This window comes from Streptomyces sp. NBC_00503 (genome assembly GCF_036346895.1).
Taxonomy (GTDB): Bacteria; Actinomycetota; Actinomycetes; order Streptomycetales; family Streptomycetaceae; genus Streptomyces.
Genome location: NZ_CP107855.1, coordinates 289,460 through 307,246 on the forward strand (window position 1 = coordinate 289,460; position 17,787 = coordinate 307,246).

At 71.1% G+C, this 17,787-nt stretch carries 13 protein-coding genes and 1 pseudogene; 8 read left to right on the forward strand and 6 right to left on the reverse strand.

Annotated elements, in window-relative coordinates; genetic code table 11:
* Window positions 1-72 precede the first annotated feature (72 nt).
* The 4 genes and pseudogenes from OG490_RS01475 to OG490_RS01490 all read right to left on the reverse strand — a co-directional run bounded on the left by OG490_RS01475 (window position 73) and on the right by OG490_RS01490 (window position 3,933).
* Window positions 73-922 (reverse strand): annotated as a pseudogene (locus tag OG490_RS01475) (NAD(P)H-binding protein).
* 77 nt (window positions 923-999) lie between these two features.
* The gene (locus OG490_RS01480; protein ID WP_330294430.1) at window positions 1,000-1,809 is read right to left on the reverse strand and encodes an aminotransferase class IV; all 810 of its coding nucleotides are present in this window, start codon (window positions 1,807-1,809) and stop codon (window positions 1,000-1,002) included.
* 22 nt (window positions 1,810-1,831) lie between these two features.
* A complete protein-coding gene (locus OG490_RS01485) occupies window positions 1,832-2,665 on the reverse strand; it encodes a class I SAM-dependent methyltransferase (protein WP_330294431.1) in 834 nt (277 codons plus the stop codon).
* Window positions 2,662-3,933, reverse strand: a complete 1,272-nt coding sequence (locus OG490_RS01490; protein ID WP_330294432.1) for an MFS transporter — start codon at window positions 3,931-3,933, stop codon at window positions 2,662-2,664. The genes OG490_RS01485 and OG490_RS01490 overlap by 4 nt, the downstream gene beginning before the upstream one ends.
* 197 nt (window positions 3,934-4,130) lie before the next feature.
* On the opposite strand from OG490_RS01490, the gene OG490_RS01495 reads away from it, so the two are divergent.
* A complete protein-coding gene (locus OG490_RS01495) occupies window positions 4,131-6,686 on the forward strand; it encodes a discoidin domain-containing protein (protein ID WP_330294433.1) in 2,556 nt (851 codons plus the stop codon).
* Window positions 6,687-6,748: 62 nt separating this feature from the next.
* Here OG490_RS01495 and OG490_RS01500 read toward each other — a convergent pair whose 3' ends face one another.
* A complete protein-coding gene (locus tag OG490_RS01500) occupies window positions 6,749-7,228 on the reverse strand; it encodes a MarR family winged helix-turn-helix transcriptional regulator (RefSeq protein WP_330294434.1) in 480 nt (159 codons plus the stop codon).
* A 110-nt stretch (window positions 7,229-7,338) separates the two neighbouring features.
* Here OG490_RS01500 and OG490_RS01505 point away from each other — a divergent pair, with 110 nt between their 5' ends.
* The 6 genes from OG490_RS01505 (at window position 7,339) to OG490_RS01530 (ending at window position 15,648) form a co-directional block, all read left to right on the forward strand.
* Entirely contained in the window at window positions 7,339-8,469 is a 1,131-nt protein-coding gene (locus OG490_RS01505; protein WP_330294435.1) for an NADH:flavin oxidoreductase, read from the forward strand.
* Window positions 8,470-9,032: 563 nt separating this feature from the next.
* On the forward strand, window positions 9,033-10,565 hold the full coding sequence (locus OG490_RS01510) for a hypothetical protein (protein ID WP_330294436.1): 1,533 nt from the start codon (window positions 9,033-9,035) through the stop codon (window positions 10,563-10,565).
* Between the two features lie 461 nt (window positions 10,566-11,026).
* Window positions 11,027-12,433, forward strand: a complete 1,407-nt coding sequence (locus OG490_RS01515) for a family 2B encapsulin nanocompartment shell protein (RefSeq protein ID WP_330294437.1) — start codon at window positions 11,027-11,029, stop codon at window positions 12,431-12,433.
* A 98-nt stretch (window positions 12,434-12,531) separates the two neighbouring features.
* Window positions 12,532-13,998 carry a family 2 encapsulin nanocompartment cargo protein terpene cyclase gene (locus tag OG490_RS01520; protein WP_330294438.1) on the forward strand — a complete coding sequence of 489 codons (1,467 nt, stop codon included), beginning with the start codon at window positions 12,532-12,534 and terminating at the stop codon, window positions 13,996-13,998.
* A 2-nt stretch (window positions 13,999-14,000) separates the two neighbouring features.
* A complete protein-coding gene (locus tag OG490_RS01525; RefSeq protein ID WP_330294439.1) occupies window positions 14,001-14,900 on the forward strand; it encodes a geranyl diphosphate 2-C-methyltransferase in 900 nt (299 codons plus the stop codon).
* 145 nt (window positions 14,901-15,045) lie between these two features.
* A complete protein-coding gene (locus OG490_RS01530; protein ID WP_330294440.1) occupies window positions 15,046-15,648 on the forward strand; it encodes a GOLPH3/VPS74 family protein in 603 nt (200 codons plus the stop codon).
* Between the two features lie 24 nt (window positions 15,649-15,672).
* Here OG490_RS01530 and OG490_RS01535 read toward each other — a convergent pair whose 3' ends face one another.
* Entirely contained in the window at window positions 15,673-16,923 is a 1,251-nt protein-coding gene (locus OG490_RS01535; RefSeq protein WP_330294441.1) for an erythromycin esterase family protein, read from the reverse strand.
* Window positions 16,924-16,981: 58 nt separating this feature from the next.
* Between OG490_RS01535 and OG490_RS01540 the strand changes: the two genes are divergently transcribed.
* Window positions 16,982-17,713, forward strand: a complete 732-nt coding sequence (locus tag OG490_RS01540; protein ID WP_330294442.1) for a TioE family transcriptional regulator — start codon at window positions 16,982-16,984, stop codon at window positions 17,711-17,713.
* Window positions 17,714-17,787: the final 74 nt, after the last annotated feature.

A 17,787-nucleotide genomic window follows, 5' to 3' on the forward strand; every position in this document is an offset into this window, starting at 1 on the left:
ATCGGTACCGGCAGTGTCGCGGGCATCTGGGGCCCTCCTTCCAGGGGATACGTCAGTCGAACCAGACGGTGCTCAGGGCCGGGCGGTTCCGCGGAACGCGGCGGCGTTCTCCGAGATCCATTGCGAGAACGTCCTGGCCGGGGCACCGGTGACCTCGGAGACGGTATCGCGCACGGCCTGCAGTTCGTCGTTGATGTCGCCGCCCGTCAGATCGAGGACCGCGTCCGCGCCTTCGTCCCCCAGGATGGCCGCCAGCTGCCCCGTGGGCCTCCTCGCGGCTGATCCGGGCGAACGGCACATCCCGTCCCAGCGTCGCCGCGATGGCCGCGACCTGCTCCCGGGCCGTGATCCGCTCCGGACCGGTCAGCGCGTACGTACGCTCGCGGTGGCCCGGCCCGGTCAGGGCGGCCCGGGCCACGGAGGCGATGTCCGCGGGGTGGATGGTGGGGAGGCCGATGTCCGCGTAGGGCACGCGGACCGTCTCGTGTTCGCGGATGGTTCCCGCCCACCACAGGGCATTGGAGGCGAACTGCGTCGGCCGCAGGATCGTCCATGCCATTCCGCTGTCCTTGAGCAGTTGCTCGACGACCAGGTTCTCGCGGGCGGGCCCCAGGTGCGGATGGGTCTGGGCGGTGATGGAGGACACCAGCACCACGTGCTCCACGCCTGCCCGGCGGGCGGCCTCGATGATCTCGGCGTCCGAGCCCATGCGCGACACGAGGAACAGTGAACGCACCCCCTCCAGGGCGGGCTCCAGCGAAGCCGTCCGGGAGAGGTCGCCTTCGACGGCCTCGACCCCGGCCGGGAAGGCGGCTCCCGCAACGTCACGCGTGAGCCCCCTCAACGGTCCGGCCTCGGACTCTCCGAGCTCCCTCAAGAGCGCGCTGCCTATGTTTCCGGTGGCCCCGGTCACGAGGATCATCTGTCTTCTCCTGCCGTCAGGTGGTGATCAACAAGACGTGACGGTAGGACCTCAACTCAGCTTGAGGTCAAGGAGGATCAGCAGATGGCGCGGCACCGGGCCTGGAGCGCCTCCCAGGGGATCTCGGCCCAAGCGGCGTTCAAGGCCCTGGTCAAGGTGCCGTCGTCGGGGAAGGTGACCTCGTCGATGGATGCCAACGGCTGGCCGGGGCAGTGGGAATTGGTCGCCGCGGCGGCCCGCAGCGCGGGCAGGGCGTTCTTGGTCAGACGGCGGATCGCCCACGGCACGCCGGTCCCGTCCAGTCCGCTGCGCAGCAATTGCATCGTGATGCCGGTCAGGACCTCGGCCTCGGGCCACAGGACTCGTTCGCCGTCCCAGAACGCCACGTTCCAGACCGATCCCTCGCGCAGGTACCCGTCACGGCCCACGAACAGGACGTCGTCGAATCCCGCTTCCCGTGCCTGGAGCGCCCGGTAGGTCAGGCCCAACGTCGCCATGTGCTTGAGATGGGGCAGATCGCGCTCGTACGTGGTGGTGACCACCCGCCGGGCTGGGGCCGGCGCATCGGCGACGGGGTCGGAGACCGACACCATGACGTCGGTGGCCGAGGGCGCGGTGACCGCGGGCAGGACGCTCACGCGGACCGACGCGGCGCGCTCGTCGCCGAGCGCGTGGCGGACCGGCCCCCGGATCCTGTCCCCGTCGATCCCGGCGGCATGGGCGAAGAGCTCGCGCGAGGCCGCCTCCAACCGCCGCAGGTGCAGTTCCAGACCGCGAACCGCCCCGTCACGCACCTGCATCGAGGTGAAGTGGCCGTAGTTCCACGTCACGGCCCTGTGCACGTCCCCGACGGTGGCGGGCCGGCCGTTGATCTCTGTGTTCAGCACTTCCGCCGTGCTGCCACAGCCGTCAGGGGCGCTGTCCCCAGGCCGTCATCAGGCCCGGCCCCAGTTCGGCGAGCCGGGGCGAGGCCAGGTAGGCCAGGGCCTCGTCGATGACGGCGGCGTCCACCCGGCCGGTGTCCTCCAGGGCGGGGCGCATCCGGCTCCACGTCTGCGACCAGAAGAGGGCCAGCGGGCTTCCGGCGACCAGGGGCGGTACGAACATTTCCGCGGCGACGTGTCGCAGGCCCTCCTCCCTCAGGAAGTGCGGGTACGCGGGGACGGTGGAGGTGTCGGTGCCGATGGTCGTCCTCAGCGCCTGCCACATGGCGTCCATGGTCCGCCGGTAGGCGGAAGGGAGATCGGGGGTACCCGGCACCTCCACGGCGTCGCCGAGCACCAGCCAGCCCCCGGGGTTGAGCCAGCCCGCGAGCCGCGAGAGGAGTCGGCGGCGCTCGGGCAGGTGCATCAGGACGAACCTGGCGTGGATCAGATCGAAGGTTCCCGGCCGCAGGTCCTCGTCCGTGAGATCGGCGGTGACGATCCGCAGCCGGGCGTCCGCGAGGCCGGCCAGGGCGCTGGTGTCCCTGTCCAGGGCGACCACCTCGTCGACGCCCGCCTCCTCCAGCAGCCAGCGCGCCACCGTTCCGGTCCCGGCGCCCACCTCCAGGCAGCGCAGGCCCGGCCCGACGCCCAGTTCCCGTAGCCGCCCGGTGGTGAAGGGGTCGTAGACCAGTGCGCCGGCGTCGATCCGCTCGGCCTCGCGCGGGTGCTCGGGCTCGAACAGGTCCGCTCCGTACCGGCCGCTATCGGGTGGCGTCAGTGCGGTGGAAGGGGAATCGGGGGAAGGGGAATCGGTCATGTGCGGGCCTCCTGCCCGTCGGGCGGGGCCGGGCGGGGTGGACGGGCGGGTCGCCCGCCCGCCACCAGGCAGGCCGCTACGGCCACGGCGGCGCCGATGTACAGGAACGTCGGGTATCCGAGGACATCCACCGCCTGTCCCCCGACGGCGCCCGCCAGGGAGAGGCCCACGAACAGCGCGCTGTTGTTCCACGACAGCATGCCGGTGGCCCGCTCGGGGAACATGTCCACCAGGTGCCGCTGCTGGGCGGGGAAGAACGCGTAGGCGGCCAGTGCGAAGAGTCCCAGCGCGCAGGCCAGGGCCCAGGTGGCCGGATAGACCAGGGCCACCGCCGCCTCCAGTACGGCCGTCAGGGCCAGGGCCGTCCTCGTGACGCGTACGGCGCCGGCCCGGTCGGCGAACCGGCCGCCGACCTGCCCGCCGATGACGGCTCCGACCCCGTAGACGACGAGCAGCCACGTCACGTCGCCCTTCCTGCCGTCGGAGTGCAGGGCGATGGCCAGGAAGGTGTAGAGGCTGTAGACGGCGAAGGCCCACAGGGTGGTGACGGCGACTCCGAACACCGCGACGCCCGTGCTGTTGCGCCCGCTCTTCACCGCCTCCTTCGGTGGGCCGCTCGGGGAACCCGGCCCGCGGCGCCAGACGAACGCGTTGGGCAGGGCCAGCAGGAACGTGCCCGCGGCGAGGATGACGAAGGTGGCCTGCCAGCCCACGTGCTGGCTGAGCAGCGCCCCCGCCGGGGCGCCCACCCACAGGGCGGTCAGCAGTCCCGAGCCCACCACGGCCAGTACCTGGGCTCGCGCCTGGGGCCGTGCACGGCTGCTGACCAGCGAGTACACGGTGGGGCCGGTGGCCGCGGCCGCGACGCCGGCCACCACGCGGGTCACCAGCAGCAGGCCGAAGTTCGGAGCCAGGGCGGTGGCGATGTTGGCCACGGAGAACAGCAGCAGGGCCCACACCAGGATCGTGGCGCGGTCCTTGCGGTCGGAGAGCCAGCCGGCGAAGGGCGAAGCCACCACGTAGGCGATGGAGAACACCGTGATCATCAGCCCGGTGCCGGCGGGGGACACGTCGAGGGAGGTCGCGATGGCGGGAAGCAGCGGGGCCACCACGAAGAGGTCGGTCCCCACGAGGAACTGCGTCAGCCAGGCCAGCACGACGAGTCCGGCCGGGAGGCGGGCCGGCGTTCCGGCGGGCAGTGTCCCGGCAGGCAGATCCCCGGCAGGCGATCTCCCGGCAGCCGGCGGGTCGCCGCTCGTCGAGTCCATGAAACGAAGTTAAGGGCGGGTCCGCGGGGCCACCACCGCCGGAAGGCCGTTCGGGCCCCGGCCCGGTGCCGGTCGCAGGCCTGCGCCAAATCGGCCAGGCACTCGCGGTTTCACGCTGACTCCCTGTCCTTTCAAGGGGGTTGTTGCCCATCTGGCCTATCTTCTGTGGGCACACCAGTTCGCTTCAGGAGGTCAGATTGCAGTCCAGGCAGCCCCATTTCCTCGGCCGCGCGTTACGCCGGTCCCATCTGCTCATCGGTTTCGGCATCGGCTCGCTGCTGCTCGCGCTGACGCCGATGCTCGGGGTCGAGAGTTCGGCGGCGGCCGACCGGGGGCACGATCCCCGATCCACTCTCGCGCCCTTCGATCAGCAGCCGGCGACGAAGTCCCCGCACCACGGCATCGTCCCTGCGAACGCCATGGAGCCCGCGGCCCCCACCCTCGACCGGACCGGGTGGACGGCGGCGGCGAGCGACGAGGAGACCGGCAGCGAGAACGGGCGCGCCGCGAACGTGCTCGACGGTGACAGCGGCACCATCTGGCACAGCAAGTGGAGCGGCACCCCCGCTCCCCTGCCGCACAGCATCACCATCGACATGCACCGCACGGCCGTGGTCTCCGCGCTCGTCTACCTGCCCCGCTCCAACGGGGGCAACGGGCGCATCGGCGAGTACAGCATCAGTGTCAGTGCGGACGGGCAGAGCTGGGCGAGCCCGGTGGCCACCGGAACCCTCGCGGACGACGCCGGCGCCAAGACGCTCGGGTTCGCCCCTCAGGGGATGCGGTTCGTACGGCTGACGGCGCTCACCGAAGCCGGCGGCCGCGGGCCCTGGACCTCGGCCGCCGAGATCAACCTGCTGGGTGACCCCGGAACCCCGGCGGCCACCGTCGACCTGCCCCGGACCGGGTGGACGGCGGCGGCGAGCGACGAGGAGACCAGCGGCGAGAACGGGCGCGCCGCGAACGTGCTCGACGGGAACGGCAACACCATCTGGCACAGCAAGTGGAGCGGAGCCGCCCCCGCCCCCTTCCCGCACAGCATCACCATCGACATGCACCGCACGGCCGTGGTCTCCGCGCTCGCCTACCAGCCCCGCCCCGACGGGGCCAACGGGCGGGTGGGGGCGTACACCATCACCACCAGCACGGACGGCGCCACCTTCGGCGCACCGGTCTCCGCGGGTGCCTGGCGGGACGACGACACCGTCAAGACCGCCACCTTCACCCGCGCCGAGAACACCCGCTTCATACGCCTGACCGTGACCGGCGAGGCCGGCGCACGCGGTCCGTGGACCTCGGCGGCGGAGATACGCCTGAGCGGACCGGCCAGCCCGGCCGTCCACGGGTCCTGGGACCGGATCACCGGCTTCCCCCTGGTCCCGGTGGCCACCGCGGTCCTGCCGGGGGACAAACTCCTGGCCTGGTCCGCGTACGCCGTCGACCGGTTCGGCGGCAGCAACGGGTACACCCAGACCGCGGTCCTGGATCTGAAGACGGGCAAGGTCACCCAGCGCCGCATCGACAACACCGGGCACGACATGTTCTGTCCCGGGATCGCGATGCTGGCGGACGGCCGCGTGCTGGTCACCGGGGGCAGCAACGCCGAGAAGGCGAGCATCTACGACCCGGCGACCGACGACTGGTCGGCCACCACGAGCATGAACATCGCCCGCGGCTACCAGGCCATGACGCTGCTCTCCACCGGCGAGGCCTTCGTCCTCGGCGGATCCTGGAGCGGGACCGCGGGCGACAAGGCCGGCGAGGTCTGGTCACCGGACACCCGGACCTGGCGCACCCTCCCGGGCGTCCCCGCCGCTCCGGCCCAGACGGCCGACCCGGCCGGGCCGTACCGCGCCGACAACCACATGTGGCTGCACGCCACTTCGGGCGGCAAGGTGCTCCAGCTGGGCCCGAGCAAGCAGATGAACTGGATCTCGACCAGCGGGAGCGGCAGCATCACCTCCGCGGGCCCGCGGGCCGACAGCGGGGACGCGATGACCGGCAACGCCGTCGCCTACGACATAGGCAAGCTGCTCACCCTGGGCGGCTCGCCCGCCTACCAGAACACCCCCGCGACCCAGCGCGCCTACACCGTGACCGTCGACGGCGACCAGGTCCGGGCCGCCCGTACCGGCGACATGGGGTACGCCCGCGGCTTCGGCAACAGCGTCGTCATGCCCGACGGCAAGGTGGCCGTCTTCGGCGGACAGGCCCTTCCGGTGCCGTTCAGCGACGCGACCTCGGTCCTGACCCCCGAACTGTGGGACCCGGCGACCGGCGGTTTCACCCCGCTCGCCACCATGGCCATCCCGCGCAACTACCACAGCGTGGCGAACCTGCTGCCGGACGGGCGCATCTTCTCGGGCGGTGGAGGGCTGTGCGGTGACTGCGCGACCAACCACCCGGACGGGGCCGTCTTCACCCCGCCGTACCTGCTCAACGCGGACGGCTCGCCGAAGCCGCGTCCGCTCATCACCGCGGGCGTGCCCCCCAGGACCGCCCCGGGCACCTCCCTCACGGTGAGCACCCAGGGCCCCGTAGCCTCCTTCGTCCTCATGCGGGCCGCGGCCGCCACGCACTCCACCGACAACGACCAGCGCCGGATCCCGCTGGTGTCGGCCGCCACGGGGACCGGGACGTACGCGGTGTCCGTACCCGCCGATCCCGGTGTGGTGCTGCCGGGTACCTACATGCTCTTCGCGCTCGACGCCCAGGGGGTGCCGAGCATCGCGAAGTTCGTCACCGTCTCCTGACCCACGGAGCCGGTGTCCCGCCCCCGCAGGGGCCGGGCACCGGCTCGGCGTGCCGGTGGGCGCTACTCGTCCTCCGTGCGCGGCCAGTACCGTCCTTCGAGGGCCTCGGCACTGCGGTTGAGCCGGACCAGGACCTCCGCCAGCTCCCGCACTTCCTCGGGGGACCAGTCGGCGACCACCCGGGCCAGGCAGGACCGGTTGACCTCACGGTCTTCGGCGAGCCGGCGCCCGCCCTCCACGGTGATGCACAGCTTGCGGGCCATGCCGCCGTCCGGGTCCGCGACGCGCTCGGCCAGTCCGCAACGCAGCAGCGCGGCCGTCTGACGGTTCACGGTCGAGGTGTCGAGCCCGAAGGCATCCGCCAACTGCCCGATGGACATGGGGCCTTGTGTGTCGATCCGGCTGAGCAGCAGGTACGCCGAGCGCTCCAGGCGTTCGGGATCGCGCTCGCGCCGGGCCAGCACCTGGTGCCGCGAGAGCAGCATCAGCTCCCGCTCCACTTTCTCCAGCACTGCGCCTCCCGGTCCGGCCCGCCGCTCCATGGTCGATCGTCGATTATCGCGGACACTGCAATATGCATGATACATAGCCTGTGTACTATGCACTTCTCGTTGCCGTCCGACGAGCCACAGCCTTAACCCGGAGGACCCGCATGACCGTCACCACGTCCACCGCCTCCCGTGCGGCCGAGATCCTGTCCCGGCCCATCGAGCTGAACGGTCTGACCGTCCCCAACCGCATCGCCATGGCGCCGATGACGCGGATGTTCTCCCCCGGCGGCGTGCCCGGCGAGGACGTGCAGGCGTACTACGCCAGCCGCGCCGCCGCGGGCGTGGGCCTGATCGTCACCGAGGGCACCTACGTCGGCCACGACTCCGCCGGGCAGAGCGACCAGGTGCCGCGGTTCCACGGCGAGGACCAGCTGGCGGGGTGGGCGAAGGTCGCCGCGGCCGTGCACGAGGCCGGCGGCACGATCGTGCCCCAGCTGTGGCACATAGGCATGGTGCGCAAGCACGGCGAAGCCCCGTACGCCGATGCCCCCGCCGTCGGCCCCTCCGGCATCCGCGTCGACGGCACCGAGGGGACCGGCAGGGCGATGACCCGCACCGACCTCGACGACGTCATCGGCGCGTTCGCCGACGCCGCCGCGGAGGCCGCGCGGATCGGCTTCGACGGCGTCGAACTGCACGGCGCCCACGGCTACCTGCTCGACCAGTTCCTGTGGGACCGGACCAACCGCCGCACCGACGAATACGGCGGCAGCGCGGTGGCCCGTACGAAGTTCGCCGCGGAGATCGTGACCGCGGTCCGCGAGCGCGTCCCGGCCGACTTCCCGGTGATCTTCCGCTACTCGCAGTGGAAGCAGGAGGCCTACGACGCACGGCTCGCGCAGACCCCCGAGGAGCTGGAGGCCATCCTCGCCCCGCTGGCGGCGGCGGGCGTCGACGCGTTCCACGCGTCCACCCGGCGCTACTGGCTCCCGGAGTTCGAGGGCTCGGACCTGAACCTGGCGGGCTGGACCAAGAAGCTCACCGGCCGGCCGACCATCACCGTCGGCTCGGTCGGCCTCGACGGCGACTTCCTCCGCGCCTTCGCCGGCGAGGGCGCGGCGCTCGGCGACATCGACAACCTCCTGGACCGTATGGAACGCGACGAGTTCGACATGGTCGCCGTCGGCCGGGCGCTGCTCCAGGACCCGCAGTGGGCCGCGAAGGTCCTCGGCAACCGCTTCGACGAGCTGAAGCCGTACGACGCGGCGGCGCTCGGCTCGCTCAGCCGTTAGCCGGAAGCCGTGCGGCACGTACAGGCCGTACTGGCCGCACGGTGCCGCCTTTCGACCCGGGGCTGGATCAGGGCCACGTGGGGTGCCGAGGTCGACGACTGCATGCTTACGCTGTCCGGGTGGGAGGCCGCCGGGTGCTCCTGTAGTTGCGGTCACGCGATGGCATGCTGTGCCGGTGCTGCGGCCCTTCCAAGCCGCACGGCTTCGGAAAGGCATGGGCATTGATCATTCCGGTGGCTAAGATCCTTGCACCCGTGATGGCCGTGACCGTGATGGGGGGAGCTGCGCCCTCTTCCGTCGCGGCGACGCCGTACGACGGCCAGTCGCTTCATGGCACGGCATTGTTCAGCGTCAAAGCGACGAACAACGCGGCAGCGCAGGCTTTCACCACGGGGAACAGCCGCATCACTCGAGTGAGCGCGTACGTGGCCAGCGGAGCCGCCACTGGTCAGATCACAGCACAGATCCGCAGGAACAGGGCGGACGGTGCCTCCTCCATCGCGAGCAGGACCATCAACCTGGCTTCTCTGGGAGGGGCCGGCGCGGGGTGGCTGGAGTTCCCTGTGAACGCTGCCGTCACCCCGGGCGCCACCTACTACCTCCACCTGCAGGCGACCACGACGGAGAACAAGCCGATCGCCTGGTACGGCACCGTTTCCTCGGCGCCGGGCTCCCTGACCAGCTGGAACTACGACAAGGCGTACTGGGGCGGCTGGCACGCCTACGACTCCCGGCTCGCGTTCTACGTCGAGCCCACCGGCAGCGAGCGGTGTGGCGAGACGCAGCAGTGCTACGTCCCCACCACGGCGCTCGAAGCCCGTACCTCAGGGGTGCTCGGTAACCTCGGCTCCACTGAAGCTGTGCTCCCTGACTTCGCGGTCGGGGCCTCCTATGTGGGTGACAGCAACGTGCTGCGCCTGCCGTCCGGCCGCTGGCGATACCTCCCTGCTGGGGCACGGACCTCCGTCGTGGTCCCCGCGAACGACCCGGGCGCGCTCTCCCAGATCGCCGAGAGCAAGCGCTGGCTGGCCTCGGGCACGGTCCCCGGAAACACAGACGACCAGCGGGCTGCCGCACGCCGTGCGCTGCTGTCGATGCGCGCCCTCCTCAAGCCCAACGGGGCCTCGGCAGCGGCCTGGTCGCCGCCGTGGGAGTACTCCTGGCCGCGCGACGGTGCCTTCGTGGCGGCGGCCTTCGCGGCCACCGGCCACGATGAAGAGGCGTACCGCATCCTCCAGTACGACGCCCACACGCAACGGGCCGACGGGACCTGGGAGGCCCGGACGAAGCTGGACGGCAGCGGTCCGCCGGACGCGCGCCCCTGGCAGCTCGACGCCAACGGCTGGGTGCCCTGGGCCACATGGCAGTGGTACCAGGCGGCACCCGCCGACGACCGGAACGCGCGGCTGAGCGCTCTCTACCCGATGGTAAGCAAGGCAGCGGACCGGTCCGCTGCCTCACTCGGCTCCAACGGGCTCCCGCCGGCCTCCCCCGACTACTGGGAACTGCCGACCGCCACCACCAACATCGGTACCGCGGCGCCGCTCCTCGCCGGTCTCAACGCGGCCGCCGACCTCGCGGGAGATCTCGGGCAGGACGCTGACCGGGTGAAGTGGACCACCGCGGCCCGGAAGCTCTCGGCCGCGATCGCCCGGTACTTCGCGCCGCTGGGCTACCAGCGCACCGTCGACGGCAAACACGGCCGGGACAGCGCGGCAACGTTCATGGCGCCGCCCTTCAACAGTGCCCCGGCCGATCTACCGGCCGACCTGGCATCCACCTACCGCGCCCTGCTCTTGCCCAACGGGGGACTGCTCCCGGGCAATGACCCTGGCGCGCCATGGGGTTCGTACGCCTGGACCGCGAGCACCAGCTTCTTCGCGCTGGCCTGGGCGCAACTGGGCGACACGAACCGGGCGGATGCGGTGCTGAACTGGGTCCTCGCCAAGCGCAACGGGCTCGGCGAGTTTCCCGAGACGGTCAACGGCGCGGGGAACCCCTCATCCGTCGCGCCGCTCGGCTGGACGGACTCCCTGGCAGTCATGGCGTTGAGCGCCAGGCAGGGCGCCCCGCTACCCACTCCCCCGCTACGGTAGTGCGTTCACCCGCCCCATAACGGTCCGCCGTGATTCGGCCAGCTGAAGCCGGTGCGGCGATAGGGGGAATTCGCCATCGCGGAACATTAATTCAGCCATTTCCGTGGATTGATGATGGGCGGCGCCACTGCCGCCGCCCGGCACAATCGCCGCGTCCGGGTCGCATATCGCCTGGCAGCGGACCAAACGTCGCATGTCGCGCCGGGGCCGGGATCCGCAGGTCCGGCATCGGGTGTTCGAATGGGCTCGAAATATCACCCGGGCCGCCCCTAAACGCTTTAGCGGACAAGATCACCGCATCGAGGTAATGCCCATGGCTTACGGGGCCTGACCTGCCGAACCGGCCGTTAGTGTGCTCCTTGATCTCGACGGAATGCCCGGATATTCGCCTTCTTTTTCTTCTTTCACCGGCTGATGCGCGCGGACGTCGATCACTGCCCTTACGAAAGAGAGCCAGTCTGATGACCGTGGACACCAGCCCCGAGGCGCAGTCGGATCCCCGGCAGTCCAGCCTGGGTACGGCCGCTGCCCGCAACCTCGCCACCACGACCAAGTCCGCACCTCAGATGCAGGAGATCACCTCCCGCTGGCTGCTGAGGATGCTCCCGTGGGTGGAGACCAAGGGCGGCACCTACCGGGTGAACCGCCGACTGACCTACACCGTCGGCGACGGGCGGATCGAGTTCGTCCAGGACGGCTCCCGGGTCCGGGTGATCCCCCGCGAGCTCGGCGAGCTCGCGGTACTGCGCGACTTCGACGACGAGGACGTGCTGAACGCGCTGGCCGGGCGCTGCGTGCAGCGTGATTTCCGCGCCGGTGAGGTGCTCGTCCAGCGCGGCACTCCCGCCGAGTGGATCCACCTGATCGCCCACGGCCGGATCAGCCAGACCACCGTCGGCAAGTACGACGACGAGGTCGCCGTCGCCGTCCTCGCGGACGGCGACCAGTTCGGCGAGAACGCCCTGCTGGACGCCGATGCGACGTGGGACTACACCGCCACCGCCGAAACCTCCGGGACCCTGCTCACCCTGTCCCGCGCCGACTTCGCCGCCATCGTGGCCGGCGCTCCGCACCTCCAGTCCCATGTGCGGCAGTTCGCCTCGCTTCCGCTCCAACGGCAGAACCGTCACGGCGAGGCCGAGATCGCGATGTCGGCCGGCCACACCGGTGAGGCCGAACTGCCGGGTACCTTCGTCGACTACGACCTCAACCCGCGCGAGTACGAACTCTCCATCGCCCAGACCGTACTGCGGGTCCACACCCGGGTCGCGGACCTCTACAACGAGCCGATGAACCAGACCGAGGAGCAACTCCGGCTGACCATCGAGGCGCTGCGCGAGCGCCAGGAGTACGAGCTCATCAACAACCCGGAGTTCGGGCTCCTGCACAACGCCGCCTTCAAGCAGCGGATCCAGACCCACTCCGGTCCCCCGACCCCGGACGACCTCGACGAGCTGCTCTGCCGGCGCCGTGGCTCCAAGTTCTTCCTCGCGCACCCCAAGACGATCGCGGCGATCGGCCGCGAGTTCAACGCCCGCGGACTGTACCCGGACCACGTCGACCTCGGTGGACAGCAGGTCCCGGCCTGGCGCGGGGTCCCGATCCTGCCGTGCAGCAAGATCCCGATCAACAAGGACAACACCAGCTCGATCCTCGTGATGCGAACCGGCGAGGACAAGCAGGGCGTCATCGGCCTGCGCCAGACCGGTCTGGTGGAGGAGTACGAGCCCGGCCTGTCGGTGCGCTTCATGGGCATCGACGAGAAGTCCATCATCTCCTACCTGGTCAGCACCTACTACTCCGCCGCGATCCTGGTGCCCGACGCGCTCGGGGTGCTGGAGAACGTGCAGATCGCCCGCAGGCACTAGCGGACCCCTGCCCCACGGCCGTGGCGCGCCCGCGCCGCGGCCGGGCCGAGTGTGCCCGGGATCCGGGACAGCCCAACCACCCCACCAAGGAGCTACGGATGCCCGATCCTGGGCCTTCCTCCCCGAAGTCGAGCCTGCCTGCCGCCGCGGCCCAATTCGGGGCCCAATTCGGGGCCCACGGCCATGGTCATGGCATCGGAGCCGTCGGCAGCGGTCCGTCCGCGCTGCCCGTCCTGCCCGCTCCGTCCGCCCAGACCACCCCGACCGATCCCGTCGATCCCGTCGATCCCTCTCCCGTCCCCGAAGCGCCCTCCTGGTCCGTACCCGTCACGGGGACCGTGCCCGTCCGGGCGGCTGAGCCCGCGCCCGTGCTCGTACCCGCAGCACCCGTAGCCGTGGGCCCGGAAAGCGTGGTCGCTGTGGGCGAGTTGACGGCTGCTCTCGTCCCGGAGGGCGCCGCCGCGCTGCGGACACCCCTTCCCGACCTGGAGCGGATCCTGCGCGGCCCCAGCGGTCTGGGGGCGGCGGGGCTCCATCTGGTCAGGTCCGGGGCTGCGGCGGCCGTGCCCGGAGTCCCGGAGGCGGTGGGGAATCCGGTGCCGGGGCTGTACTTCCACCCGGTGCCGGAACCCGACCCCGTACGGGTGGAGGAGGTCAGCCGCCGGATCAAGGAGTGGGCGGTGGAGGAGGTCGAGCTGTTCCCGCCGGACTGGGAGGACCAGTTCGACGGGTTCTCGCTGGGTCGCTACATGGTCGCCTGCCATCCGGACGCTCCCACCGTCGACCACCTGATGATCGCCACGCGGCTGATGGCGGCCGAGAACGCGGTCGACGACGTCTACTGCGAGGACCACGGAGGCTCGCCCGTCGGCCTCGGCGGACGCCTGCTGCTCGCGCACACCGCCCTGGACCCCGTGCACACGACGGCGGAATATCAGCCGCAGTGGGCCGAGTCACTGCGTTCGGACGCCCCCCGGCGCGCCTACGGCTCCGCGATGCAGTACTTCGTCCAGGCCGCCAGCCCCTCCCAGGCCGACCGTTTCCGGCACGACATGGCCCGGCTGCACCTGGGATACCTGGCCGAGGCCGCCTGGACCGAGACGGACTACGTCCCGGAGGTCTGGGAGTACCTGTCGATGCGGCAGTTCAACAACTTCCGCCCCTGCCCCACCATCACCGACACCGTGGGCGGCTACGAACTGCCCGCGGACCTGCACGCACAGCCCGCGGTGCAGCGGGTCATCGCGCTGGCCGGGAACGCCACCACCATCGTGAACGACCTGTACTCCTACACCAAGGAACTCGCCAGCCCCGGGCTGCACTTGAACCTGCCCGTGGTGATCGCCGAACGCGAGGGCTGCTCGGTCCGCGACGCCTTCCTCAAGGCCGTCGAGGTCCACAACGACCTCATGCACGCCTTCGAGGCCGCGGCCGCCGACGTGGCCGCCGCCTTCCCCGTACCGAGCATGCTGCGCTTCCTGCGGGGTGTGGCCGTATGGGTCGACGGCAACCACTACTGGCACCAGACCAACACCTATCGATACAGCCTGCCCGACTTCTGGTAAGGATGGATTTATCTGTGACCAGCACCAGCACGAACATCGCCACCGCTCCGGCTACCGCGTTCATCCCCTCCCCCGTGACCCCGTACCAGGGCGACATCGCCCGTTACTGGGACCACGAGGCCCGGCCGGTGAACCTGCGCCTCGGTGACGTCGACGGCCTGTACCACCACCACTACGGCATCGGCGACGTCGACCACGCCGCCCTCGGCTCCACCGAGGACAGCAATTACGAGAAGAACCTGATCGCCGAGCTGCACCGGCTGGAGTCGGCCCAGACCGACGTCCTCCTGGACCACCTCGGCCCCATCGGGCGCGAGGACACGCTCGTGGACGCGGGCTGCGGCCGCGGCGGCTCCCTGGTGATGGCCCACCAGCGCTTCGGCTGCAAGGCGGAGGGCGTCACCCTGTCGGCGAAGCAGGCCGACTTCGCGAACCGGCGCGCCCGTGAACTCGGCATCGAGGACTCCGTGCGCGCCCGCGTCTGCAACATGCTCGACACCCCCTTCGAGACGGGCACGGCCGCGGCCTCCTGGAACAACGAGTCGAGCATGTACGTCGACCTCCAGGACCTCTTCGCCGAGCACTCCCGGATCCTGTCCGTCGGCGGCCGCTACGTGACCATCACCGGCTGCTGGAACCCGCGTTACGGCCAGCCCTCGAAGTGGGTCTCCCAGATCAACGCGCACTTCGAGTGCAACATCCACTCCCGCCGGGAGTACATGCGCGCCATGGCCGACAACCGCCTCGTACCGCAGGCCGTCATCGACCTGACCCCGGCGACCCTGCCCTACTGGGAGCTGCGCGCCACCTCCTCCCTGGTCACGGGCATCGAGGAGGCATTCATCAACTCGTACAAGGACGGCTCGTTCCAGTACCTCCTGATCGCGGCCGACCGCGTCTGACCCGACGCGAGCCCCCGAAGGGGAAGGAGCCGGGCCCGCGGACCGCGGGCCCGGCTCCCGCGCGTTCTACGGGGTCGGCCCTGCTTGGCGGGGCCCGGGGCGATACTGGAGGCAGCTGGCCCGATGACTGCGAGGGGAGCCGTTCATGAGCACGGCGAAAGACCTGTTCATCATCTCCATGGACGCACAGCCGGACGCCGCCGTGGGACAGGGTGACCTTTCACTCGCACTGGCGGGAGCCGAACTGATCGACCTCATCGGTGCGCGGGCCGTCGCGCTGGACGGCGACCGGATCGTGCCGGACGGACAGCCGGCGCTGGAGGACGGACTGCTCGACCGGGCGTCGGCGGCGCTCAACCGGCAGGCGCCCTACGAGCCCGTCGAGGAGTGGCTGTGGCGCAGGGGCCGGGACCTCTCCGCGGCCTATCAGGCCGCCCTCGAGGAGGACGGCCACCTGATCCGCGGGCGGCGCGGCCGGTCGCCCTTCGGCGCCGACCGCCTGGAGCTGACCGATTCGGCCGCGCGCCGCGGGGCGGTGAGCCGCTGGAAGGCGGAGGAACCCGTCCTCGCCGCCCTCGCCTCGGCCGTGGGGATCCACAACGGTGAGTCGCAGGGGCCGGGCCTCGACGACGAGGCGGTGACGACCGTGCTGGCCGGAGTCAACGACGCGGTGATGGAGCTGGAGGCCGTACGCCAGCGGCGGTCCATCGAGAAGGCCGCGTTCGCCAATGTCTGGCGGGGGCCGTGAGGGGCGTGCTCGACCGGCCCGCCATTACTGCGGAGAGGGTTGCCGCGGGACGTCCTTGACGAAGACGATGCCGTCGCTGTCCGCCAGGTGGGCCGGGTCGAAGGGGGCGTAGCCGAACCAGGGGGACACCTGGGGTGCGGGCGGGGTGTCGCCGAGGGCGGCGGCCAGCTGTCGGGCGTCGACGACACAGCGGTCCTGTGGGAGCGCGTACAGGAGACCTTCGAGGGTGTCCGGCGGCGGCGCGTCCACAGCACGGTGCCGGATCGTGCCGAGGAGCGTGGAAACGAAGGCGTACTCCTCACCGAGCCGGGTGCTCACCAGCGCACCGGCGCTCCACCACTCCAGCGGCTTCCCGCCCATCCGCATCGAGCTCTTCTCCCGCTGCAGGTGGCCGTTGTGGGCATGGACGAGCGCCGGGCCCCGAGCGGCGAGGGCGAGGAGGTTGTCGGCCATCATCTGGTCCCGCACGCCCACCAGCCGGGTCATACGGGCCGCTGAGGTGTCGGCCATCCAGTGGTGATAGCGCAGCAGGCCGGTCGCGGTGCGCCCGTACAGGCGGGCCCGGTCCCAGTCCTCCCGCGAGGTCGCCGCGATCAGGTGCGGCGCCTGCTCTTCGAGCAGCGCCACCAGATCGTCGCCGATCAGCCGCAGCCGACCGGCTTCCGGCGACTGACCCACGGACCGGGACGGGTCCCTCATCGCGGCGGGTTCGGACCACGGGGCGTCGGGGCCGAGCAGCCCGTCCAGCGTGTGTGCGGTGCAGGGGAGCAGGTCCGCGTCCACCTCGGCCGAGAGGTAGCCGTGGAGTGCGGTCAGGGCCTGTCGGGGGCTGGCGGCGCCGGTGATCTCCAGCGGGCCGTCGAACCCGGCGAAGCGGAGCCGGTCCGTCGCGGGCCGGCCGTCGTTGTAGTCGCGCATCCAGCGCACGAGCTCACGGTTGGCCGCGGACGCGCCCCATCCGTGGCTGATCCCGCGCTCCATGACCTCGTCGAGGGAGCCCGTGCCCGAGGTGACGTACTCGTCCACGACCAGGCCCATCAGGCAGTCGCTCTCGATCGCGATCGTCCGGTAGCCCTCTTCCTCGACGAGCTGTCGGAAGATCTCGTTGCGCAGGTCGAGCAGGGCGTCCTCACCGTGGGTGGGCTCGCCCAGGGCGAGCAGCCGGGGCCGGCCCTGGAGCAGCCGCATGACGGCGGCCGCCCCGACGGCACGGGCGGTGTCCTTGATGTCGATGTCCTGGATGTCGGTGTCTTTGATGTCGCTGTCAGTGACCATGCCTTCAACGGTATCGTTGAACTTTCGGTTGAAACTTTTCCGGGAAATCGGCAGGAGCATGGGGCGAAACCTTCAAAGCAGTGAGCGCCTGAGGCCGGTCGATCTGGCGCGCGGGCACGGCCTGTCCACGCAGGCGGTTCGGAACTACGAAGAGGCCGGCATCCTTCCGGCCGCCGCCCGGACCCCCCACGGCTACCGCACCTATACGCCGCTGCACGCGGGGGCCCTGCGCGCGTTCCTCGCCCTCCTGCCCGGCCACGGGCACCGGACGGCGACGTCGATCATGCGGGCCGTGAACGAGGGCGCGGTCGACGAGGCGCTGCGCCTCATCGACGAGAGCCACGCCCAGCTCCTCGACGACCGGCGGACCCTACGGGCCGTGGAGGACGCCCTGCGCGACCTCGGCCCCACCCCGGCGCCCGAACCGGATACGGCGGCCGGGCCCGGCGGCACGTTCATCGGGCCGCTGGCACGGCGGCTCGGAATCCGGCCGGCGACGCTGCGCAAATGGGAGCACGCCGGGCTGGTGTGCCCGCGCCGCGACGCACGGACCGGGTACCGCGTCTACGACGAGGCCGACGTACGGGACGTCCGGATGGTCCACCAGCTCAGGCGGGGCGGCTACCTGTTGGAACAGATCGCCCCGCTGATCGCCCGGGTCCGGGAGGCCGGCGGGCTGGAGCCGCTGGAGGGCGCGCTGCGCGACTGGCACGGCCGGCTGTCCGCCCGCGGACGGGCGATGCTGAACGGGGCGGCCGAGCTGGAGGCGTACCTCCGTGAGCGCGGATGAGATTCCGGTCGCCCCCGCGGCGACGGACCCCGTGTGTCCGGACGTTGCCGCCGGTAGCGTGGCAACAGCCGAGT